Annotated in this window: 15 protein-coding genes; 11 read left to right on the top strand and 4 right to left on the bottom strand. The window is 40.6% G+C overall.

What is annotated here, in order from left to right; genetic code table 11:
• Window positions 1–333: 333 nt before the first annotated feature.
• Window positions 334–1,875 (bottom strand): cation:dicarboxylase symporter family transporter, encoded by a 1,542-nt coding sequence (locus tag K0S23_RS02240; protein ID WP_300353649.1) that lies wholly within the window; start codon window positions 1,873–1,875, stop codon window positions 334–336.
• A 200-nt stretch (window positions 1,876–2,075) separates the two neighbouring features.
• Between K0S23_RS02240 and rho the strand changes: the two genes are divergently transcribed.
• Together rho and K0S23_RS02230 are read left to right on the top strand one after the other, a co-directional pair.
• Window positions 2,076–3,974, top strand: a complete 1,899-nt coding sequence (gene rho / locus K0S23_RS02235; protein ID WP_300353647.1) for a transcription termination factor Rho — start codon at window positions 2,076–2,078, stop codon at window positions 3,972–3,974.
• Window positions 3,975–4,023: 49 nt separating this feature from the next.
• Window positions 4,024–4,593: a DUF4199 domain-containing protein gene (locus K0S23_RS02230; RefSeq protein ID WP_300353645.1), complete on the top strand. Its 570-nt coding sequence runs from the start codon at window positions 4,024–4,026 to the stop codon at window positions 4,591–4,593.
• On the opposite strand, the gene K0S23_RS02225 is transcribed toward K0S23_RS02230, so the two are convergent.
• The gene (locus K0S23_RS02225; RefSeq protein WP_300353643.1) at window positions 4,588–5,949 is read right to left on the bottom strand and encodes a Mur ligase family protein; all 1,362 of its coding nucleotides are present in this window, start codon (window positions 5,947–5,949) and stop codon (window positions 4,588–4,590) included. The genes K0S23_RS02230 and K0S23_RS02225 overlap by 6 nt on opposite strands.
• Window positions 5,950–6,057: 108 nt before the next feature.
• Complete coding sequence (locus K0S23_RS02220; RefSeq protein WP_300353641.1) at window positions 6,058–11,439, bottom strand: hypothetical protein; 5,382 nt, start codon at window positions 11,437–11,439, stop codon at window positions 6,058–6,060.
• A gap of 104 nt (window positions 11,440–11,543) precedes the next feature.
• Between K0S23_RS02220 and K0S23_RS02215 the strand changes: the two genes are divergently transcribed.
• The 3 genes from K0S23_RS02215 to K0S23_RS02205 all read left to right on the top strand — a co-directional run bounded on the left by K0S23_RS02215 (window position 11,544) and on the right by K0S23_RS02205 (window position 13,936).
• Window positions 11,544–12,680: an FAD-dependent oxidoreductase gene (locus tag K0S23_RS02215; protein ID WP_300353639.1), complete on the top strand. Its 1,137-nt coding sequence runs from the start codon at window positions 11,544–11,546 to the stop codon at window positions 12,678–12,680.
• Between the two features lie 79 nt (window positions 12,681–12,759).
• Window positions 12,760–13,299: a hypothetical protein gene (locus tag K0S23_RS02210; protein ID WP_300353637.1), complete on the top strand. Its 540-nt coding sequence runs from the start codon at window positions 12,760–12,762 to the stop codon at window positions 13,297–13,299.
• A gap of 70 nt (window positions 13,300–13,369) precedes the next feature.
• Window positions 13,370–13,936, top strand: a complete 567-nt coding sequence (locus tag K0S23_RS02205) for a T6SS immunity protein Tdi1 domain-containing protein (protein WP_300353635.1) — start codon at window positions 13,370–13,372, stop codon at window positions 13,934–13,936.
• A 115-nt stretch (window positions 13,937–14,051) separates the two neighbouring features.
• On the opposite strand, the gene K0S23_RS02200 is transcribed toward K0S23_RS02205, so the two are convergent.
• Complete coding sequence (locus K0S23_RS02200; protein WP_300353633.1) at window positions 14,052–14,468, bottom strand: twin-arginine translocase TatA/TatE family subunit; 417 nt, start codon at window positions 14,466–14,468, stop codon at window positions 14,052–14,054.
• A 127-nt stretch (window positions 14,469–14,595) separates the two neighbouring features.
• Here K0S23_RS02200 and efp point away from each other — a divergent pair, with 127 nt between their 5' ends.
• The 6 genes from efp (at window position 14,596) to K0S23_RS02170 (ending at window position 22,838) form a co-directional block, all read left to right on the top strand.
• Entirely contained in the window at window positions 14,596–15,162 is a 567-nt protein-coding gene (efp, locus tag K0S23_RS02195) for an elongation factor P (protein WP_300353631.1), read from the top strand.
• Window positions 15,163–15,525: 363 nt separating this feature from the next.
• Window positions 15,526–16,302 (top strand): alpha/beta hydrolase, encoded by a 777-nt coding sequence (locus tag K0S23_RS02190; RefSeq protein ID WP_300353629.1) that lies wholly within the window; start codon window positions 15,526–15,528, stop codon window positions 16,300–16,302.
• A 238-nt stretch (window positions 16,303–16,540) separates the two neighbouring features.
• A complete protein-coding gene (gene speE / locus K0S23_RS02185) occupies window positions 16,541–17,824 on the top strand; it encodes a polyamine aminopropyltransferase (protein WP_300353627.1) in 1,284 nt (427 codons plus the stop codon).
• Window positions 17,817–18,866, top strand: coding sequence for an agmatinase family protein (locus K0S23_RS02180; RefSeq protein WP_300353625.1), 1,050 nt, complete (start codon window positions 17,817–17,819; stop codon window positions 18,864–18,866). Before speE ends, K0S23_RS02180 begins: the two co-directional genes overlap by 8 nt.
• A 152-nt stretch (window positions 18,867–19,018) precedes the next feature.
• Entirely contained in the window at window positions 19,019–22,330 is a 3,312-nt protein-coding gene (locus K0S23_RS02175) for a SpoIIE family protein phosphatase (RefSeq protein WP_300353622.1), read from the top strand.
• On the top strand, window positions 22,320–22,838 hold the full coding sequence (locus K0S23_RS02170; RefSeq protein ID WP_300353619.1) for a hypothetical protein: 519 nt from the start codon (window positions 22,320–22,322) through the stop codon (window positions 22,836–22,838). Before K0S23_RS02175 ends, K0S23_RS02170 begins: the two co-directional genes overlap by 11 nt.
• Window positions 22,839–22,886 lie beyond the last annotated feature (48 nt).

Below are 22,886 nucleotides of genomic sequence, written 5' to 3'. Positions count from 1 at the left end.
CGACGAAAGCAGCATTTTACCCGACGAAAGCAGCAATAAATACAATTTATCTTTTGTAGGAATTGTAAGTCGCTTATATTCGTTACATGATTATGAGGTTAACAATATTTTGCTTCACACTATTCATTATTAACGGGTTACAATCCTGTTCTACTGAATCGGAAGTGCATGACCAGGGAGTTTCTTCGCTTTCCTCTAAGGACTATATCGCCGAAGAAGAAACAAGCGGTCAAACGGCTTCGGCCGAAGATTTAAAAATGCAATTCCACGGTTGTAAAGCGCATCAATAGAACTTAACCAAAGGAAAAATTAAGAAACGACGGATAAGATCTATTATTCGTCGTTTTTTGCGACTAATAATTCCCCCTCGCTTTTTGCTATCACTGCGGATGCCAAACAATTTCCAAGAACATTCACCGAAGTGCGTGCCATATCCATTAAAGCATCTATTCCAAGAATAATTCCGGCTTTTTCAACGCTGATACCAAGATGCTTGTAATCCATTAAAGTTGTCGTTAAAATAACAAATGAGGCTCCCCTCACTCCTGCTACTCCTTTACTCGTAAGCATCAAAGTCAAACAGATGGAGATTTGCTGACCTATTGACAAGTCTACACCACTCATCTGAGCCACGAAAACAGTTGCCATGGAGAGATACAGTGTTGTCCCGTCGAGGTTAAACGAATAACCGGTAGGAATCACAAATCCGACGATCTTCTTGGAGATTCCGAATTTCTCCATATTCTCAAGGGCCTTTGGTAAAGCCGCTTCACTGCTTGCAGTTGCGAAGGCAATCGAAATGGGTTCCGTAACAGCTTTCAGAAAGGCTTTGATCGGTACTTTGGCCATCAATGCGATCGGAAGTAATACAACCAATACAAAAATGATCAGTGTAACATAAAGTGTTGCTACCAGCTTCATCAGGTTGCCGAGAACTTCCGTTCCCGAATTGGCAACAGTATATGCGATAGATCCGAAAACCGCGAGCGGCGCAACATACATGACAATATCCGTGAACTTGAACATGACCTCGGAAAGGCTTTCCATCCAATTGATCATCGTTTCTTTGTGTTTCAGATTTTGCACCAGGCTCAAAGCAATTGCGAAGATCAATGAGAACACAACTATTTGCAATACCTGGTTCTCTACAATTGATTTGGCAAAATTCTCAGGGAAGATATCAACCAAATGATCTTTCGGTTTTTCCAATTGTGCCAAAAGATCCGAAGATTTCTCTTTCATTTTTTCCGAAACTTCTACCTGCTGAACACCCTTCCCTGCCTGGCTGATATTAATTGCAGCGAGTCCGAGGAACAAGGCAAAGGTTGTAACGACTTCAAAGTAAATGATACTTTTCAAACCGATTCTTCCAACCTGTCTCAAACTACTGTGCCCGGCAATTCCCACAACCAGGGTTGAAAAGATCAAAGGAGCAACCAATGTTTTGATCAGGCGCAGGAAAATATCGCCGAAACGTTTTAATTCAAGTGAAGCTTCCGGGAAGTCCAAACCGATTTCCACACCGATGATCATAGATGAAAAGATCCACAACGAAAGTTTTTTGCTTCGCATGGAATATGCGATCAGCATTCCTAATAATAAGAACTTCACAATATGCCCGGCCATAAAAAGTCCGTAACCACCTAAACGCTCTATATAAAACAGTACAGCAGCTCCAAGATAAATCCCGATATAGAATAAGAGATTCCTGCGTTCTTTAAAAAGAAACCAGCCTCCGATACATCCGGCCATCATTGTCCCCGGGGCAATTAAAGCCATCGGATCTACATCCGGTGTACTGATTCGAATTGCTATAAGCACAACGTAAAACAAAGCGATCAGGATGCGGGTAATGAGAGTTTTACTATTTTTCATGCGGGAATTTTAAACCGGTTTTTGCTGTGAGCACAAATTTAACAGGATAATGGTGAAAACAAAATGGTTTTTTTTCTGAAAAAAAGTAAATATATGGTGCTCGTCTGAGGAATATTTGTAATATTGCAACATCGTAATTAAAATCACATTGCTTTTCGCAAGTATTCATTCGAATACAAACAACTAGTCCAAAATTTTATATGAATAATAAAGACTTAGACGGTAAGTTATTACCAGAATTAAGGGAAATTGCTAAATCTCTTGGAGTTAAGAAAGTGGAATCGTTCAAGAAAAACGAATTGATCGAACATATCCAGGCAAATTCGGCAAGTACTGCTACTACTGTGACTGAAAAAGCTCCGGCTAAACCTAAGGCAAAAAAAGCTGCCGAACCTAAAACAGAAGAAGCTCCTGCGACAGACTTGTTTTCAACTGAAACTCCAAAAACGGAAGAGTTGAAACTAGAAAAAGCAAATCCCCCGAAAGAAAAACGCAAACGTATTCCTGCATCGGAGGAAACACCGGCTGAAGTTAAAGCTGAATCTCCTGCTGCAACTGAAGAAGCACCAGCTAGTGCAGAAGCAGTAGTTCAGGAAAATAAAACAGCTGACAAACCAAAACCTTTTGAGCGTTTACTGAATAAAAAACCTCAGACAAATCAGCCGAATCAAAATCAGAATCAAAATAAGCAGCGGTTCAATACTAACCAAGGCGAAAATCAAAATAATCCAAACCAAAACTCCGCTCCTCAAGGTCAGAATACTCCGAACGCTGCTCAAAATCAGAATGCCCAGAATAATACACAAAATCAGGAGCGTCAGAATAATAACCAGCAACGGAACCAAAACAATCCGAATAACCAGGGCAACCAGGATCGCCCGAACAACAATCAGCGCAATCAGAATAACCAGGGAAATCAGAGTAATCGTCCTCAAAACCAAAATAACCAGGAAGAAAAGATTGATGAAGAAGCATACAACTTAGTTGGAATTGTAACTGCTGAAGGTGTTCTTGAAGTGATCCAGGATGGTTATGGATTTTTGCGTTCATCAGATTATAATTACTTACCATCTCCGGATGATGTTTACGTTTCCCAGAGCCAGATCAAATTATTCGGTTTGAAAACCGGAGATACTGTTCGTGGAACAATCCGTCCGCCGAGAGAAGGAGAAAAATTCTTCCCGCTTGTAAAAGTTGATTCTATCAACGGAAGAGATCCGAGCTATATTCGCGATCGTGTTCCTTTTGAATACCTTACCCCTCTATTCCCGGACGAGAAGTTCAAATTAACCGGTCACAAGGACGAATCCATGTCGACTCGTGTTATGGACTTGTTTGCCCCGATTGGAAAAGGTCAGCGTGGAATGATCGTAGCACAGCCTAAAACAGGTAAAACCATGTTGTTAAAGGATGTTGCAAATGCGATTGCAGCAAATCACCCGGAAGTTTACCTGATCGTTTTACTGATCGATGAACGACCTGAAGAGGTAACAGATATGGCACGCAGTGTAAAAGCAGAAGTTGTTGCTTCTACATTTGATGAGCCGGCTGATCGCCACGTAAAAGTTGCAAATATCGTTTTGGAAAAAGCAAAACGCATGGTAGAATGCGGACACGATGTGGTGATCTTACTCGATTCCATCACGCGTTTGGCCCGTGCATATAACACCGTTTCTCCTGCTTCCGGTAAAGTACTTTCCGGTGGTGTGGATGCAAACGCTTTACACAAACCGAAACGTTTCTTCGGAGCTGCACGTAAAATTGAAAACGGCGGTTCATTATCTATCCTGGCAACTGCATTGACAGAAACAGGTTCTAAAATGGATGAAGTAATCTTTGAAGAATTTAAAGGTACAGGTAACATGGAACTTCAGTTGGATCGTAAGATCTCAAACAGAAGAATTTACCCGGCTATCGATATTATTGCTTCAGGTACAAGACGTGAAGACCTGTTGGTTGGAAAAGATGTCCTGCAAAGAATCTGGTTATTGCGCAAGTTTATTGCCGATATGAACCCGGTAGAAGCCATGGAGTTCGTAAAAGGACACATGGAGAACACCCGTTCCAACGAAGAGTTTTTAGTATCAATGAATTCATAAATTAGTAAAGTCCTGTCTTCCCCGATGGGACTTTTATTCTTAATACAACATGAGAATATCATTAAAAATCGCAGTTCTCTTTGCCGGAATTTGGTTTCTTGGAAAGATGACATTCTTTTATGCTCAAATCTTACAAAACGAAAATGAAGTAAAATTCCAGGTTATGTGGAATATCCTTTGTTTACTTCTTGCAATGACCATTGGTACTTTAGCTGAAAAAAGACAGGAAGTAAGATCCGAAAGCAGTGCATTAGGCGATATTAAGAACACATTGGGCGGTGGATTGATTTACACTGTTATCGTTTCGGGCTTGATTTATCTTTATTATGCTAAGATTGATCCTGCATACAACGCAAGACAATTGGCAGTAGCGGAACAGCAGGTAAATAAAATGCTGGATGACCCAAAACAGATGAAAGAACTGCGCAAAAGCCCTGAAATGGAAACCTTAACAAGGAAAGAAATATTCGACAAAGCAATTGCCAATCAAAAAGCCATTTTCAATCCTACCTCAACAATGACTATTTCCTTATTGGGAATGCTGTTACTTTCAACGATCAATGCTATTATTCTAACCGTTGTATTCAGAAGGGTTTTGTTCAAACAGAGAACTTTATAGTCCAAGTACTAATTCGGAGCCCAATTTTTCGTAGTCAATTCCATCAAAGTTCCCGGAAGACATCATCAGTAAAACTGAATTGTTCCAGTTCTTCTCATTGATAAAATCAAGGACTTCCTGCGTGTTGTTTACGACTTTTACTTTCCCCCCGAACGCAGCCTGAACCTGTTCTATTGTCAAGGGCTCCAATTTCTTGTGAGCAACCACAGACGGACTGAAATAAACCAAAGCTTCGTCAGCAGCATTCATAGCACCATCATAAAGCGGCAAAAACTCTTTTCTCAGGGAAGAAAAAGTATGTAATTCCATACAGGCAACCACATTCCGGTTTGGGTACTGTTCTTTGACTGCGGATGTTGTGGCTTTCAATTTGGATGGTGAATGCGCAAAATCTTTAAACATTGTGAATGAATCCTTTTCCGCTACCTTTTGAAGACGTTTTCCGGCACCTTTAAAGGTTCTGATCGCATTCAGGAAATCGTGATTGGAAATACTCATGGATTCAGCCAGGCGCATTGCTCCTACCAGGTTCTGTAAATTATGAGCTCCAAAGATCAGCAATTCATATTCCTTTCCTTCATAGCTCATGATTGTTCCAGTTTCCGTCGTCCGGTAAATTGGTGTTTGATACGGAATGGTTTCCAGTTTGTTTTCAAATTCCTCTCCCAGGCTTTTCAATGCAGGATCTTCTATATTATAAATCAGCTTTCCATCCGCTTCAATCACTTCACAAAACTTCCGGAATTGCTCCACATAATTCTCCCAGGTCGGGAATACATTGATGTGATCCCAGGCAATCCCGCTGATTAAAGCTGTATTTGGTTTGTAAAGATGAAACTTCGGTCTTCTGTCGATTGGTGAGCTCAGGTATTCATCTCCTTCCAAGATCATAAATTCGGCTTCTTCGGAAAGTTTTACCATGCAATCATATCCTTCCAGCTGCGCTCCAACCATGTAATCTACATTCAGCCCCAATTCATTGACTACATGAAGCAGCATCGAAGTGATGGTTGTTTTACCATGGCTTCCGCCAATCACAATCCGGTATTTGTTTTTGCTTTGTTCGTATAAATATTCCGGGTACGAATAGATCGGGATATTCAATTCCTTTGCTCTCAAAAGCTCAGGATTATCTTCCCGCGCATGCATTCCCAGAATCACCGCATCTAAATCAGCACTTACTTTTTCAGGAAACCACCCGATTGTATCCGGCAAAATCCCCTGCTTTTCAAGCCTGGTTCTTGAAGGTTCAAATATTTCATCATCGGAACCGCTTACATTCGCTCCTTTTCGTGACAAGGCAATTGCTAAATTGTGCATTGCACTTCCTCCAATTGCAATAAAATGAACATTCATAAAATCAGGAAATTTAATTCGAAAACGAAATTAATGGAATTGATGTACACTAAAACATGCAGGGGCGGATAATTATCCGCCCCTGCATGTTTATAATTAAAGAATCTTTTAATAATTGCGTTTTAACTTGGCATCCTGTGTTTCCCGCTGCCAAACCAATTCCGTACATGGCTGTCCGTTTTTGGAAAAAGTCAGCATATCCATTGTCTGAGTCCGGATGTAAATATTCGCTTTTCCGTCTGTCACTACAACTCTTCTGGTAACAACAGCTGAAACCAAACCATCTGGCCCCAGTTGATCGAACTGCTCCTGGTTTACGCCTTCTTTATATTTCGACAAATCAACATCGTATACACCACTTGTTGTTTTCACCGGCTGCTTGGATTCAATTTCATCAATTGACTTTTTAGTAGACACTGTTCTTTCACCGCTTTTCTCCGACTGAATTCTGTTGGTTGTTCCCATTTCTTTCGTGGAGTTTTTAATCATTTCATCATTGCCAGCTGCATGGCCTTTCTGACCTGCATTGTCTTCGACATGTGTCTGAGCATTTGTGATCTTACTTTTATTCTCAACGATCTTCTCATCGTTTACCTTTTGCTGATCCAATTGAGCTTCTGTGCTTGCATTTTGAATATCTGTGAAGTTCTTTTTGTTTTCAGCTGCGGCAATTGAAGGAAGTTCTTCTCTTTTTTCAATTTCTTTCACCTTCCCGGTAAGCGCTTCTTTATTCTCAATATTCTTGATATATGCTTTGTTATAGTCCGCACGGTCAATTTCTGTTTTTTGATCTCTGGAATTCTCGATGATTTCCGTGTTCTCCCGGTGAGCATCGATTCTGTCTGATAATGCTTCTGAAGTTACCCGTTCCATCTCGCTAGCTTTGGCTGCAAACCTCTCGGTATTTTCAACATGTGCTTTCTCATTTTCAATCCTGTTCTCTGACTGAACCTTTTCAATCTCTTTCAGTTTCTCATCGTTGTTTTCGGAAAGCTTTTTATCCTCTGTTGTTTTTGCAGAGATATTATTCTCAACCCGGGTTAAGACCACTTTCGTTTCAACGGTTTTCTCATCGGCTCTTTTACCATTTTCCGCTGCCAGTTCTTCCTGAACGATTGAAGCCTCACGCACCTTTTTTTCCTCAGCCAGGCGCTGTTCAAAATCATCAATCGAATTCTTCTCCTGGTTGATTTTAATAGTGGAATAAACACCTTCATTTTTAACAATATCAGAATAGGTTTCTTCTGACTTTTCTGTGCTCACAGCACCTAAAGTGTTTGTTGATTTTTTAAGCACCTCATTATTATCGACAGCTCCACCGTCCAGTATACTGTTTGTCAGGATTACAGCCTGCGTTGCTGCCTCAAGCTGCTCTTTCTGATTCACGATGTTCAATTCCTTGATCGTTACATTTTCTTCCGAGCTTTTAATCAATGTTTTGTTTTTGACCTCCATTTCATCCACATTGTTCTGCACTTTTCCATATGCTTTCTCTTCGCGAATACTATTGTCGATCCGGATCTCTCCGAAGGTACTGTCTGCATGTAATGCCTGGTTGTTTTGCTTATTAGCCAATTCCTCACTCCGATCAGTTGTTCCCCGAAGTTTATCCGTCATTCTTCTGGATATTCTCCCTTTTCTGGTCCTTGATGCTGCTTCTAATCTTTTGGCTCCATCAGTAAGAGAATTATCTGTTTCCTCTCCCAAACTTTTCAATTCCAATGTTTGGGTTTTCGGTTCCGTTTTAGTGGTACTGACAACCGGTGGATTCTGAATATTCTGAATCTCTTTCAGTTTCTGTTTTGGATAAGGATCAGAAGGTCTTTGCGTTACCGCACGCTCATACAATTCTTTGGCTTTTGTATAATTCTTATTCTCAAATTTATCATCCGCACCACTGATAATGTTTCTATAAACGCGGTCTAAATCTTCCTCTCTTTCTTCTTTCAGTTTGATCTCACATTTCTTCGACTGTTCGTAAGCATAAGAGTTTGAAGGATATTTAGTCAGAATATTATCGTATGCTGTTTTCGCAGCTGACCACTTCGCGTTATTAAATTCCTGATCTGCAGCAGCAACAAGTGACTGAAGTTCTTTATTCGCAGCATTCTCCTTCGCAATATCGTCCAGGATCTGTCTCATTTCAGCAATCTTATTAACCGCTGTCTGATCTTTTGCTTTATGTCTCAAAGCTTCCTCGTACTGGGAAATTGCACCATTGTAGTCCTTGCTCAATGCCGCATTGTTCCCTCTCGACATCGCTGCATCATATAATTTCTGTTGTTCAACGGCAGGATCCACTTTGTTTGCGATCAATGCCTGAAGTTCCGCAATTCGCTGATCAGGAGCCAGGTCATCCGGTTTAATCGTTTTAGCGACTTTGTATGTGCTGATTGCTTCTTCCAGTTTGTTTGCTTTCGCTAAACCGTCAGCTTCAGCCATTTTCTTCGTGAATTGGTTTTGCTGATCCTGAGCCAGTTTCTCTTCTTTTTCAAGTTCCTCTATTTTCTGCAATTTTTGTTTCGGATATTGATCAGCCGGTCTGAAGTTGACAGCCCGGTTAAACATCTCTTTTGCTTTCACATAGTTCTTCTCATCAAAAGCTTTATTCCCGACATCAATTATTTTCTGGTATGCCTGATCACCGTCACTTGTTTCCTGTTCGGAAAGTTTTTTGGCGTTCTCCGCTTTTTCAACAGGAAGTTTCTCGTATGGCTTCAAAACCAAGGCAGCATTGTATGACTTAATTGCTTCAAGATATTTCTTTTCAGACACCAAATCATCACCCTTTTTGATTGCGGCCTGGTAATCCTGCTCTACTTTCTGTTGCTCTGCATTTTGATTTTTCAGTTCATTGATTGCCTGGATGCGGTTTTTCGGTTCTTGTTCGTTTTTAATTGCAAGAGCATCATTGTACTTAACAATTGCATCGTCGTATTTTTTAGCCGCTTCCAATTCTTTTGCTTCAGCTAAGACAGCGTTATATTTTTTATTTAACTCCGCATCTTTTAACTCCTCTGCTATTTTCTTGTCGCACCAAACAATCGCTTTCTCAACGTTATCGTCAGATTTAATTGCTTTTGCCTGCAGGTATTTTTGTTTTGCATCTGCATATTTGTTTTGGTTTTGGAATGCCATTCCTTCTGCCACCAACTTATCAAAAGCCACTTGTTTTTGGGCTTCACTTGCTTGGTCGTTTTCCAGTTTCGAGATCTCCAGCATCTTTTCGGATGCCGTTGCATTCGTTGGTTCCATGGAAAGTACCTGCTGGTATTTCGCTTTAGCTCCGCCCAAATCTTTTTTAGCCAATGCAGCCGAACCCTCTGTCAATAATTGAGCAATTTGTTTTTCTTTTGCTGCTTTTTCAATAAGACCGTCAATTTCTTTGATCTTATCTTTTGGAAGTGCCTGAGCCGGATCCAAAGCGGAAGCTTCTTCAAATTTCTTTTTCGCTTCAGGAAGTTTATTTGCCCCCAGAAGATCATTCCCTGCTTTTACAGCTGCTTCGTACTTTTCCTTCTGAGCACTTGCCTGGGCATTATCTGCAATGATCTTTTCAACTTCGGCTAATTTATCCTTAGCTTCTTTTTTTGTATTGTCAGTTGTAGTTGCCAGGAGAAATTTCTCTTTCGCAGCAGGATAATCTTTTGATCCAAGAGCAGCAACACCGGCATTGAATGCTTCCTGGTATTTTTGGTTTTTATCCTTTTCAGCATTTGCCTGGGCTTCTTTCTTCCCAAGTTCTATGAGCTTTTGTTTCGGAAGAGGTGATACGGCATCCAACAATTGTGCTTCTTCGTATTTCTTCTTTGCAACTTCGAAATTGGATGTTGCCAGCGCAGCATCACCATCCAGGATTGCCTGGTCGAATTTTGCTTTCTGTTCCGCTTTCTTACCTTCTGCAAGGATCTTGGCATTTACTGCATCAATTTTAGCCTGAACAGCTGCATCCGGGATCAGGGCAATAGATTGCTCGTATTTCCCTTTCGCATCCGCATACTTCATGGTTTTATCCAAAGCATCGCCTTCGGTAACCAATTGTTTTGCCTTTGCTATTTTTTCAGCATTCGCTTTTTCAAATTCCAATTGCTTTTCAATTTCAGCCAATTTTGTTTTAGCTTCCGCATTTTCAGCTTCCAATGTTAAAACCTGTTCGAATTTTGCTTTAGCCCCAGGATATTGTTTCGCAGTAAGAGCTGTATTCCCTTCTGCAAGTAATTTTGTGATCTGTTCCTTCAGTGCATTTGCTTTGGCAATTTCAGCCAGTTTAGCATCCGCTTCTTTAATTTTCTCTTTCGGATAAGTTGCAGCAGGTTCAAAAGTTAATGATTCTGTATACTTCACTTTCGCATCCGCCCACTTTTCCTCCGCAAGAAGTGCATCTCCGGCAGCAACAGCATCGTTGTATTTTTGTTTTTTCTCCTGTTCTGATTTCTGTGCGTTTAATTTCCCGTCCAAATCAGTCAGCTTTGCAGTTGCAGCGGCATCTCCAGGTTTGATTTTCAAAGCTTTTTTGTATTCATCCCGGGCAGCCATCCAGCTCTTTTGAGTATAGAATCCGTCACCGGCTTTCATAGCTGCATTGTATTTTTCAGCATTCGCCGCTTCATTTTTAGCAGCTTCAATAGCAGCCTCACATTTTTCAATCTCGTCTTTCGGATATTGCTCCTGTTTTTTTCCCAGGGCTTCGTTGTATCGTTTGATTGCTTCTTCGTACTTCTTCTGATCTCTCAATCCATCAGCCGATGCGATCAATGCTTTGTACTCGCTATCCAATTGGGAATTTGCAAGGTTGGCTGATTTAGCAGCTTTCAGGATACCGTCAATCTCAACGATACGGTCATTCGGATGTTTTTCCGATTCTTTTCCTTTGATTTTTGTAGCAGTCTCATATTGAGCCAGAGCTTCTTCGTATTTCTTTGCTGTAAATAAAGCATCTGCTTGTTTGATGATCGAATTATAGTTTGCTTCGCCCTGTTTTTGAGCTCCTTCTGCATCCTTTAAAATTTTCTCAACCTTAGCGATCATCTTGTTAGCCAGTACTTCATCATAAACGATTTCATCCGAAGAAACACTTGGATCATAGTAAAATTCAGTCGCCGGATTTCCGGTTACGTAGGAATAGTCTACTCCCTGAACCTGGTCAAATAAAGACATATTAACACTTCCTGCGGGCATTTTTGTTCCTTGTGTCAGTTCAGGATCTACATTTTTCAGATCCACATTGAAATACCGGGTAACCTTTCCGCCTTTCGAAACTTCAACCTTGTATTTTTTCTTCGGATCAAGCTGAAGAATAACCGAACCGGAACCGTCGCTTGTAAGAGTTTGGGTTGCCGAGCCGCCTTCATACACTTTCACAACAACTCCCGGTTCTTTTTTACCGGTAGCTTTGTTTAATGTCCGAACTTCAAATGGTACTTTAGCCTGCCCAAAAACCAGGTTGGTCAGAAAGAAAAAGGAAATTAAAATAAGGAGTTTCACTCTCATGTTTTTAGTTTATTCTAGTCGTAGTACAACCGAAATTAATTTTGGTTTAAATTAGTTCAATTTATTCATACAAATATCGGTAAAAAAAGTTCATTTTCGCTGCTATGATTCAATTTAAACAACTCAGTTTTTGGGAAAAGGTTACTCTTTTGGAAGAAATTGATTTCCTGATAGTTGGAAGCGGAATTGTGGGCTCGGCTTGTGCACTGGAACTTCGAAGGAAAAATCCGGATGCAAAAATTGTAATTCTGGAACGCAGTTACCTGCCCCTTGGTGCAAGTACAAAAAACGCGGGATTCGCCTGTTTCGGTAGTGTTACGGAACTTTTAGACGATTTGAAAAACACTCCTGAAGAGCGTGTATGGAATACTGTAAAACTCCGGTTTGAAGGCCTGGAACGCTTACTTCAGCGCTTTCCCGTTTCTGAACTGAACTACGAAAATTGCGGGTCTTATGACTTGATTATGGATGAAGATGAATTGATGTTTTACGGTTCAAAACTGGCATACCTGAATCATCAGATTGAGTTTATAACTGGCAAAAAGGATTGTTACTCGTTCGAAAAAAATGTGAATGCAAAATTTGGTTTTAAAGGATTTGAAGGTGGATATTTTAATCGTCTGGAAGGTGCGATCGATACCGGTAAATTGTTACTGGCAACCCAGCGTGACCTGGCAAAAAACGGGATCATTGTCTTAAACGGAATTGAAGTAACCGATTTTCATCCGGACCAAAATGAAGTGCTTATTGAAACCAATTACGGTGAGATCAGATCAAAAAAGCTGGGAATTACCATTAATGGCTTCGCTAAAAAATTATTGCCCGAACTGGACGTAGAACCTGCAAGGGCGCAGGTAATCGTAACTTCCGAAATACCTGATCTGCAAGCCAAGGGAACATTTCACCTGGATAAAGGATATTACTATTTCAGAAATATCGGAAACCGCATTTTACTTGGAGGAGGAAGAAACCTGGACTTCAAGACAGAAAACACCTTCGAATTAAGTCAAAGTAAATTGATCCAGGATGCTTTGGAAGAACTTCTGAAAGAAAAAATCCTTCCAAACCGGGATTTCACGATCGATTACCGCTGGTCCGGGACGATGGGAGTCGGAAATGAAAAAGGCCCGATCATTGAAAAAATCAATTCGAATACCGCAGTTGGTGTGCGGCTCGGAGGAATGGGAGTTGCAATCGGCTCATTAGCAGGTGAAAAACTTGCTTCTCTTTTAAATGAGTAGCACTGCCCCTTAATTTTCAACAGAATTCCATTTCCGATTCTATTAAATTCTTGTATTTTCGAAGCAAATTAAACCTCATATGAACGCAGCACACTCACATTTAATTATTAATCACTTCCCGATAATTGGTCTGATCCTGGGAATTATAGTTCTTCTTATCGGAATCCTTGCAAAATCTTCTGTCACAAGAAGAGTTGGCTTATTATTATTTGTCATTGCAGGAATAACAGCTCAAATTTCCGATGCAACCGGTGAAGGAGCAGAACATTTTGTGGAAGAAGCTACAGAACAAAAAACCATTTCTCTTGATTGCCCTGATGCTATTCAGAAAACCTTGGAAAACGGTGAGGAAACGGAAACATTGATCCACATCCACGAAGAACATGCCGAAGAATTAATGCCCGTTATGTGGGGAATTCTGGCGCTTTCAATCATTACCTTATTCCTGGAGTTCCGGAAAAAATCAATGGCAATGCCCGCTTCTGTCGTTGTACTTATTGTAGGAGTTATTGCAGCTTATTTTGCCAAAGAAGTTGGAAATTCAGGCGGGGAAATTTCACATCCTGAAATACGCAAAGATTTCAAATTAAAAGAGAACACCTACCGGAATGAAGACTAGAATTGAAAGCTCAAAATTCGTAATTCGTATCCTGATAGCTATCGGGACATAATTCGTAATTATTAAAAATATGCTTGAAAATTTCAAATCCCATTATCAACCGGATGCTGACTGTTCACCTGCGCCGGAAGGAACTCTGAAACGTTATGAAAACAAAGTTCCGGAATCACTGATTGAGATCTGGAAAACAAGCGGTTTCGGAAAATACAACGACGGATTAATTGAATTCGTAGATCCGGCAGACTTTGAACACAACCTGTGGACCTGGCTCGGAAGAGAAGTTCCCAATTACGTTCCATTTGCAATCAGCGGATTCGGAGAATTGTTCTACTACCGGAAACTGACAGAAGAAGAGGAAGACGTTTGTATGATTGATATCCAGTACCGGAAAATCGAAACATTGGTTTGGAGTATGGACGATTTCCTGGATGATTTCATAACCAATGTAGTGGAACGGAAGATGTGGCTTCGTGAAGATCTCTTTAAAGAGGCTATTACTCAAAACGGAAAACTGGAAAAACACGAAGTCTTTACCTTCACTCCTATCCTTGCCTTTGGCGGAGCTGAAGAAATTGAATACATCCACAAAGGAAATTCTCATGTATATCAGGACTTGGTGTTCCAAATGACCAGTTAACGTTAACGTCACCTTCGACTCCGCTGCGCCTATGCTATAGCTTTAACGCAAGCATTCAGTCAACGTTAAGAAATCGTTTGATTATAAATATAAAGATCGTAGTCGAAGTGACTTATTATTCCTGCGCTAAATCTTTGTTGGGTTCTTCTATCGGCTGATCCAAAGCCGGACTTGCATCTGAAGCAGGAACAGCTGAAGAATGATGAGCCATTCCAAAAGGTTTTGAAAATTGGGTTGGGGTTTGAATGATCTGATCCATTTTCATAGATTCCTCAATGAGCGGTTTTTCAATAATATCGGTTGTTTCACGAACCATTTTCTGAAGATCGAAATCCGTCTTTATATCCCCCGTTGATTTTTTTATCTCATTTTGAACATCCTGGGAAGCCTGTCTGATCTGATGCATCGTTTTACCCATTGTACGGGCAATACCCGGAATGCTTTTCGATCCGAAAAACATTAATATAACCAGCAAGATCAGGACGATCTCCGAACCGCCAACATCACTGAGAAATAAAGGCAAAACTGTCATAATGACAACAAAAGTAATCGAATTAATTGAGCTATCCTAGCCAAATGTCTAATGAAACGTTAATTTTTAATCGTTTTTGAGATGATAATTTAGTTATATTTGCGCCCGAAAACAATAAAAAAGAAGTATGGCAACCACAGCAGATATTCGAAACGGATTATGTATCAAATTCAATGACAAGATCAGTCAGATTATTGAATTCCAACACGTTAAACCTGGAAAAGGTCCGGCTTTCGTACGTACCAAAATGCGAATCATCGAAACAGGTAAAGTGATTGACAATACTTTCTCTGCAGGACACAAAATTGATATCGTCCGTGTTGAAAACCGCGAATATCAATATTTGTATAAAGAAGAGAACGATTTCATTTTCATGAATAACGAAACTTTTGAGCAAGTTACGATCCCCGCAAAAATGATCGAAAGACCGGCTTTCTTATTAGAAGGAATGGTTTGTAATATTTTGTATGATGCAAACGACGAAGTTCCTTTGGTAGTTGAATTGCCAATGTACTTGATTTCCGAAGTAACTTATACAGAGCCTGGAATTAAAGGCGATACTGCAACGAACTCCATGAAAGCTGCAACAATTGCAACGGGTGCTGAAGTGAAAGTTCCTTTATTCATTGATATGGGAGAAATCATCAAAGTTGACACAAGAACAGGAGTTTACGTAGAGCGCGTAAAAAACTGATTCGAATACGATATAGATCAAAGGGAAGTCGAAAGATTTCCCTTTTTTGTTGACAGCCCCGAACGAAATTCGTTTCTCAGTAATGTATAGTCAAATTACCTGTCAAACGATGCCAATTTCCATCACTTCTGGATCAAGTATAGGTTAAGTATGGATCAAGTACGGATATAGTATGAAAATGTTATGGATTTAACACGCGGTTTTACTGGCTTTTTGGAGCAATCGCTAGCCGGTTTGAAGAATAAAGTCTTAAACCCTAATATCTAAACACTTTTCTCAAAAGTGTATAATATCCAACAAACATTGGAGTCTCTTTCGTCTCTCGTATTAACATCTAATATCCTTTCGCAATTCGTCAAATAAATGGAAAAAATCATTCGCATAAATAACAGGGAAATCAACATTCAATGGATCAATCAGGCATTCATGAATGATTCCAGACCTGTTTTGGTCTTTCTTCACGAAGCCCTCGGAAGCATCATTCAATGGAAAAGCTTTCCTTCGGAACTTTGTCATTCACTAAATCTTCCCGGAATTGTTATTGAACGTAGCGGACATGGGAAATCCGGTCCCCTGACAGGCGAACGCGACATAACCTACCTCCATCAGTATGCAGATGAAACCCGGGAAGTTTTAAGAGAAGTACTGAATCCAACTCAAAAAACCATTTTGGTGGGTCACAGCGACGGTGGCAGCATTGCCTTAATAATGACTGCAAGAAACCCGAAAAACATTCAGGCAATTATAACGATGGCCGCACATACCTTCGTGGAAGAGGAAACTCTAGAAGGAATCCATCCGGCAATTGAAGCATTTAGAGCCGGAAAACTGGACGGGCTTTACAAAATTCACGACGATAAAACTCAGTCCTTATTTTATGCCTGGGCTGATACCTGGCTGGCACCTGGTTTTAAAAAGTGGGATATCCGCGAGGAGATTAAATCAATTCCGGTTCCTGTTTTGGCCCTCCAGGGGAAGGATGATCAATACGGAACCGAAGAACAAGTGAATTCCATCATCTTAAATAAAGAAAACCGAATTGGCAAGATCATTCCGGCTTGTGGTCATCATCCGCATTTGGAGAAAAAAGAGCTTGTCATCCGACAAATAGAAGATTGGCTTAAATCAATTCCGAATTAACAGGCTCCTCTTTGCTTTTGTATTTCATTTAATTTATAGCTAACACACTGTTTTTCCTGAAATTAAACTGATAATTCGGTCTTCTCAATTCGGTCTTTCAACTGACATCCCCAATTAGGAATTCAGCATTCGGAATTCGGAATTATTATCTAATCATTATTTTTTCACATAATTCGATTCTAAACCATCTAAAACCAGTAACTTTGCGCTCGTTTTTATAATTTATACTGAATAGCTAATGAGTAATGCATTGGGGAACCATATTCTTGTGGAGTTTATGGGGTGCGATCCGCACATTATGAATGATGTATCTTCGATCGAGCGCGACATGGTAGACGCGGCCTTGAAAGCAGGTGCAACTGTGATTAATTCTACATTCCACCACTTTTCTCCCTATGGAGTCTCTGGTGTTGTGGTAATTCAAGAAAGCCATTTGGCGATTCATACATGGCCGGAATACGGTTATGCTGCAGTGGACCTGTTCACTTGCGGGGAAATGGATGCCTGGATTTCGTTTGATTACCTGAAAGAATGTTTTGGTGCCAAGAACTATTCCGCTTTGGAAATGAAGCGTGGAGCGGTTCAGTTATTAACAAGAAATGACTTCGATATTTCTTCGATGCGTCAGAAAGCCGGTGAATGGTCGAATCCGGAAATGTATACACGCAACGTGTGGTTTACGGATAAGGATGACAACCAGGCTTTGTCTTTGCGCTACACCGGAGAAGTTTTCTTTGATGTACAGTCTCCATTCCAGCGTGTACGCATCCTGGAATCTCCGAAATACGGTAAGTTACTGACTTTGGATGATATGTTCATGACTACTGAGAACGATGAGTTCCATTATCATGAAATGATCTCCCACCCTGCTATGTTCACACACGGAAATGCGAAAAACATTCTGGTGATCGGTGGTGGCGACGGTGGAACCGTTCGTGAATTTTTACGCCATGACGGTGTGGAAAAAGTAACCATGGTTGAAATCGACGGGGAAGTAATTAAAGCGTGTAAAGAGCACTTGCCAACTATTGCAGCTTCATTTGACCATCCGAAATTGAACCTGATCGTGGGCGACGGAATTGCTTTTGCAAAAGCAGCTGCAAACGAAGAGTTTGATTTGGTGATCATTGACGGATCGGATCCTGTAGGACCGGCAGAAGGACTTTTCTCTGTGGAATTCTACAGAAACTGCCACCGCATTCTGAAACCGGGGGGAATCCTGGTTGCCCAAGGTGAGTCTCCAAAATTCAACGAGCAGGCATTTACAGAATTGAATATCACACTTCAGCATATTTTCGGAAAAGAAAACGCTCCTGTTTCCTTATTCTTTGTTCCAACATATCCGACAGGAATGTGGAGTTTCCAATACGGGTTAAAAGGAAGTGCTCAGCCGAAAACCATTTCAAAAGATGCTGAAATTGAGCAATTCGTGAATGCAAAAGGATTGAGATACTACAATTCAGATATTCATAAAGCAAGTTTCGCATTACCTAATTTCGTGAAAAGTCTGATTAATGGATAATTCAAAGAAATTTGATCCGAATGGAGTTGGGATTGCGAATGGAAATATTTTCGGATTCCCGGTAGCGGAAGAAAATGCAGATATCGTTATTATTCCTGTTCCCTGGGATGCGACAGCTTCTTATGGGAAAGGTACTAGCGACGGTCCGAAAGCGATTTTAGATGCCAGCACCCAGTTGGATTTTTATCATCCGCAATTACCGGAGGCGTGGAACACACAGGTTTTCATGACTCCCATTTCGGAAGATATGAAGCAGATCAACGATCAGATGTGTATTGATACCATTCAGTACATTGCTTTTTTGGAAGAAGGCGGTGAATTGGAAGAGAATAGTCCCTTCCTTGAAGTGCTTGAAAAAGTAAATGCTACTTCCGATCTTTTGAGAAGTAACCTGAAAGAGCGCGCAGGCAAATTACTTGCTGAAAATAAAATCGTAGCGGTTCTCGGCGGTGAACACAGTACGCCGTTGGGTTTAATGGAAGCTTTAAATGATCAGGGGCAAGCCTTTGGAATTCTTCAGGTTGACGCGCACGCAGATCTTAGAGAAGCATACGAAGGATTCAATCAATCTCATGCGAGCATTATGTACAACGTGCTTCAATCCTGCAACAACCTTCAAAAACTGGTTCAGGTTGGGATTCGTGATATTGCTCATTCGGAAGTGCAGCTTTCAGAGTCAGATCCGAGAGTAAAGACATTTTATGACTGGGATTTGAAAAAAGGACAATTTGAAGGTCAAACATGGAAAGAACAGGTTGCGATGATCATCAACGAATTACCGGATCGTGTTTATATTTCCTTCGATATTGACGGCCTTAATCCTTCACTTTGTCCGAACACAGGAACTCCTGTAGTAGGAGGATTTGAACTGGAACAGATCAATTACCTTTTCTTCCAGTTGATTGAATCGGGTCGGAAGATCATTGGTTTTGATCTCAATGAAGTTTCCCCTGGAAATACCGGCGACTGGGATGCGAATGTGGGAGCAAGAGCCTTATGGAATCTGGTTTGCGCAACAGAAAAAAGCAGAAGAAGAAGCTAAGCTTCTGAAGACTGAGGCTTCATCTAAAAAGATGAAAAGGCCGATGGAAAGAACTACTGATATTTCACTTCAATTAGTGAGTCAAACACCTGAAGAAAAATACTCTTCAGGTGTTTTTTTATTTATATATTCGTGACGTATAACGGCAAGAGATGTTGAAAAACAAACTGGTACTTCTATTAATCCTATTTACTGTTCATTTTGCGGTGATTTCCCCTGCACAGAACATTACTTTGCAAGGACGGATCAATACCAAACATTTCTCGATCAATGAATACGGCAGCGCAGGTCAGATCTGGACCGGACTGCAATCAGCCAATGGAAATGTACTTTTCGGAAACAGACAGGATATCCTTTCCTTCAATGGGATTGAATGGTCGAAGATCAAGACAGATTCTGAAAAAACAGAAAAACCAATCGGTGAAAGCTGTACCCAAACGTATGTTTCCAAATTATACCTGGCTTCTGATGACCGTGTGTATGTTGGGCGCGACAATAACTTCGGTTACCTGGATTATTCAAGCAAAGGCCAGTTGGTTTACTATCCTGTTTTTTACGGTGGACTCAAAAACAATATCGGGCAGGTTTGGAACATTTTTGAATTAGGAGACAACTCCATTCTATTCGTAGCGGAAAAAGGACTTTATGTTTTAAAAAACGGTAAAGCCTTGAAATTAAATGTACCTCCGGCGTTTGAAGAACTGGAATGTAAAACTTCCTGCCGCATTTTAAATGGCGTTTTACTTACCTATCAGACAAAAGCAGAATTCAAATCACGCCGTGAAAACTACCTCTATTATGATGTGGTGAACTCAAAATTGAAAGAACTTAAACTTCCGCTTTCTGTCCACATTAAAAATATCCGCGGAAGTTTCCAGATTGACAATATTTGGTACATCGTTGATGCGCGAAGTAAAGTATTCAGCGTCAGTAATTCCGTAACGAACAAACAGCAATGGGACTCGGTTCCCCGATCAAAATTCCCTTGTCTCAGCAAATATTTCGTGAATACGGTTACCAAATCAGGAAATTACCTGTTGGTCAGTACCGAAAACAATGGTTTGATTATCGGCGACCTTTCCGGAAAAATAATCCGCGAATACAATCTGGAAGATGACCTGGCAAACTTAACGGTCAACCAGTCGTTCTTCGACAACGATTTCAATATTTGGCTCTGTCTGGGAAATGGAATCCAGTTTATTGAAACAGGCTCTCCCCTTTCCTACTTCCGAAAGAACGAAGGCGTTACTTCACAGATTGAAACCATTGACTTTAATTCAGGTATTCCTTTAATCGGGACGCACAATGGAATCATGTCTCCCAAGAAGTCAGAATCCGGCAACAAACTCATGCCATTCGGATCGCTCAATGAGATTATTTTTGATATCGAAACGCTCAAAACAAGAAACGGTAATAAATCCATGGTCATCGGTTACAATGGTGTCTTTGATTTAAATACTTCTTCCGGGAAACACGTTTCAGCATCCTACCAATATGCCATTGCTTTTGAGAAAAATCCAAAGGATCCCAATTCCATTTACTTAACCCTGGAAGGCGGACTCGCAAAATTAAACCTGCTTCCGAATGGAAAGTGGGAATACGAAGAACTGGTCGGAGATGCCGGAGGTGAAACGGTTAGCTTAGCTTACCTGCACAATAAAGTTTTCTTCAGTATCCGTTCTAAAGGAGTAGGTATTTATGATCTGAAAACCAAAAAATTCAAAACGGTTACCATTCCGAGTCTAAGCAAAGAAGACCAGAACAATAACTTTTATGTAGAGGAATTCAAAGGCCAGCTCTTTGTCGGAACCGCAAACGGGATGTTTGTTTACAATGAAGGCTCCGGGAAGATCGATCCTTTCGAACCGGCAAAAGTCTTTAAAACAAAAAATTACAAAAACACCATACACCGTATTATCAATGTCAATAACGAGCAACTTTGGGTGGTTGTTTACCAGGATAAAAAAGACGGGAAATTTGAAAATATTTTCGGCTGGTTCGACAAGCGCGGTTCGGAATGGGAATGGACGGCCTGGCCACTTACCGGTTTAAAGAATGCCGGATTGGTATTCGCAGTTGAAAAGAATCCTTTGGCAAACGAGGTTTGGATCGGTGCAAATGACGGCTTGTTTATTTTGAACCTGGATGCTATCCGCAAAAACAGGAATCCGTTCAAAGTCCAGATCGACCGCTTTGAAGTGAATGGAAAAAGCTTCCTTTACGATGTCTCCAGAAGCAAAAAAACAGAAGGACTGAGTTATTCTGAAAACTCCTTCAAACTCATCTTCCATGCCAATTCATTTTCTTGTCTCGGACCAACAACATTCAGCTATAAACTGGAGGGATTCAGTGATCAATGGTCTCAATGGTCTCCGCTCAACTTTGCCAATTTTGAAAAGATCCCTGAAGGAACATATACTTTTAAAGTGAAAGCAAAATCGGCATACGGGATTGAAAGTGAAATATTAACTTATGAGATCGTCGTATTACCTCCTTGGTACCGAACAGTTTGGGCATTCATTTTCTACATTATTTTACTGATCTTCCTGATTTACTTCGTAGTTCAGCTTTCTACGCAGCGTGTAAAGAGACAAAACCAGCGACTGGAAGAAATCGTTCAGGAAAGAACCAAAGAAATTGCCGAGCAAAATCACCAGCTGGAAATTCAGAAAGAAGAGATCACCTTGAAAACAATGGATATTTTAGACAGTATCCATTATGCGAAACGCATTCAATCTACTATCCTTCCCACTACTTCCCGTTTGAATGAACTTTTCAGACAACACTTTGTATTCTACCGTCCAAAAGACATCGTTTCCGGTGACTTCTACTGGGCAAGAGAAGTTCAGGGGAAAGTTATTTTCTCTGCTGTAGACTGTACCGGACATGGTGTTCCTGGAGCCTTGGTAAGTATTGTCGGCAACAACGGTTTACTTCGTGCAATCAATGAATTTAAACTTACGGAACCGAATGACATCCTCGATAAATTGCGTGAAATTGTAATTGACGCATTCAGGGCAGAAGGTCAATCCGATGTGAAAGACGGGATGGATATTGCCTTGTGTTCCATCGATCAGCAAACCGGAATTCTGAAATTCTCGGGGGCAAACAATGAGTGTGTCATTATCCGCAACGGAGAGATCATTGAGTTGAAACCGAACAAACAGCCGATCGGTCAGTTCATTGATGCAAAACCGTTCAGCAACCAGGAATTCCAATTGGAACACGGCGACTGTGTCTACTTGTACACAGATGGATATGTGGATCAATTCGGCGGAGAGCGGCTAAAGAAATTTAAATCAAGACCTTTTAAGGTGTTACTTTCGACCATCTACCAAATGGATATGGAAGATCAGTATAAAGAGATTCAGCAAACTTTTGACGCCTGGAAACACGATGTAGACCAGGTAGACGACGTTTGCGTATTTGCAGTAAAATATATAAAACCAACACATGAGAGCTAAATGGCCCGCATTGCTTGCTTGGGTGTTCCTGGCACTCTTGATCCTTCTGTTTTTAGGCTGGAGCGAATTCTCCTGGAGACTAACGAAAGTCCTTCCTTTCTTTATCAGTTTCCTGTTCTTGTTTTTCCAGGTATTGACAGTGAGTAAAATAAGTTCCAAAACATTCCGCGTGATAAACATTTCACTCCTGGGAGTACAAATAATCTGCTTAGTATTCTTTTTACTTTCTCTTGTGGAGATCGGGCAAATATGGAAATTGAACATGTTGTTTTTACTTGCGGCAACGCATGTTTACCTGCTTGATCTGAACAATCGTTTTATTCAAAGAAGGCTGTTTTCCAAGTGGGTGCTACTGGGCTTACTCGTTATCAGTTTGATTGCATTCCTGTTTATAGACAGATCTCCATACCTGATGAATGTTGGATTTGTCAGTGCAATGATTTCCGGTCTAATTGTATTGATGAATATTTTTCTTTTCAATCCGAAAAGAGGGGAACAGAATAGCTAAATATTGATTACAAGAAAATGGAAGTATAGATGATTTAATTCAGGGAAA

Source organism: Fluviicola sp. (assembly GCF_029266855.1).
GTDB lineage: Bacteria > Bacteroidota > Bacteroidia > Flavobacteriales_D > Crocinitomicaceae > Fluviicola.
This window is presented reverse-complemented; position numbering and strand designations above follow the sequence as displayed.

Excerpts from the sequence above, each read along its gene's own strand:
- K0S23_RS02240 (WP_300353649.1), bottom strand. The coding sequence starts at position 1,875 with ATGAAAAATAGTAAAACTCTCATTACCCGCATCCTGATCGCTTTGTTT.
- rho (WP_300353647.1), top strand. The coding sequence starts at position 2,076 with ATGAATAATAAAGACTTAGACGGTAAGTTATTACCAGAATTAAGGGAA.
- K0S23_RS02230 (WP_300353645.1), top strand. The coding sequence starts at position 4,024 with ATGAGAATATCATTAAAAATCGCAGTTCTCTTTGCCGGAATTTGGTTT.
- K0S23_RS02225 (WP_300353643.1), bottom strand. The coding sequence starts at position 5,949 with ATGAATGTTCATTTTATTGCAATTGGAGGAAGTGCAATGCACAATTTA.
- K0S23_RS02220 (WP_300353641.1), bottom strand. The coding sequence starts at position 11,439 with ATGAGAGTGAAACTCCTTATTTTAATTTCCTTTTTCTTTCTGACCAAC.
- K0S23_RS02215 (WP_300353639.1), top strand. The coding sequence starts at position 11,544 with ATGATTCAATTTAAACAACTCAGTTTTTGGGAAAAGGTTACTCTTTTG.
- K0S23_RS02210 (WP_300353637.1), top strand. The coding sequence starts at position 12,760 with ATGAACGCAGCACACTCACATTTAATTATTAATCACTTCCCGATAATT.
- K0S23_RS02205 (WP_300353635.1), top strand. The coding sequence starts at position 13,370 with ATGCTTGAAAATTTCAAATCCCATTATCAACCGGATGCTGACTGTTCA.
- K0S23_RS02200 (WP_300353633.1), bottom strand. The coding sequence starts at position 14,468 with ATGACAGTTTTGCCTTTATTTCTCAGTGATGTTGGCGGTTCGGAGATC.
- efp (WP_300353631.1), top strand. The coding sequence starts at position 14,596 with ATGGCAACCACAGCAGATATTCGAAACGGATTATGTATCAAATTCAAT.
- K0S23_RS02190 (WP_300353629.1), top strand. The coding sequence starts at position 15,526 with ATGGAAAAAATCATTCGCATAAATAACAGGGAAATCAACATTCAATGG.
- speE (WP_300353627.1), top strand. The coding sequence starts at position 16,541 with ATGAGTAATGCATTGGGGAACCATATTCTTGTGGAGTTTATGGGGTGC.
- K0S23_RS02180 (WP_300353625.1), top strand. The coding sequence starts at position 17,817 with ATGGATAATTCAAAGAAATTTGATCCGAATGGAGTTGGGATTGCGAAT.
- K0S23_RS02175 (WP_300353622.1), top strand. The coding sequence starts at position 19,019 with ATGTTGAAAAACAAACTGGTACTTCTATTAATCCTATTTACTGTTCAT.
- K0S23_RS02170 (WP_300353619.1), top strand. The coding sequence starts at position 22,320 with ATGAGAGCTAAATGGCCCGCATTGCTTGCTTGGGTGTTCCTGGCACTC.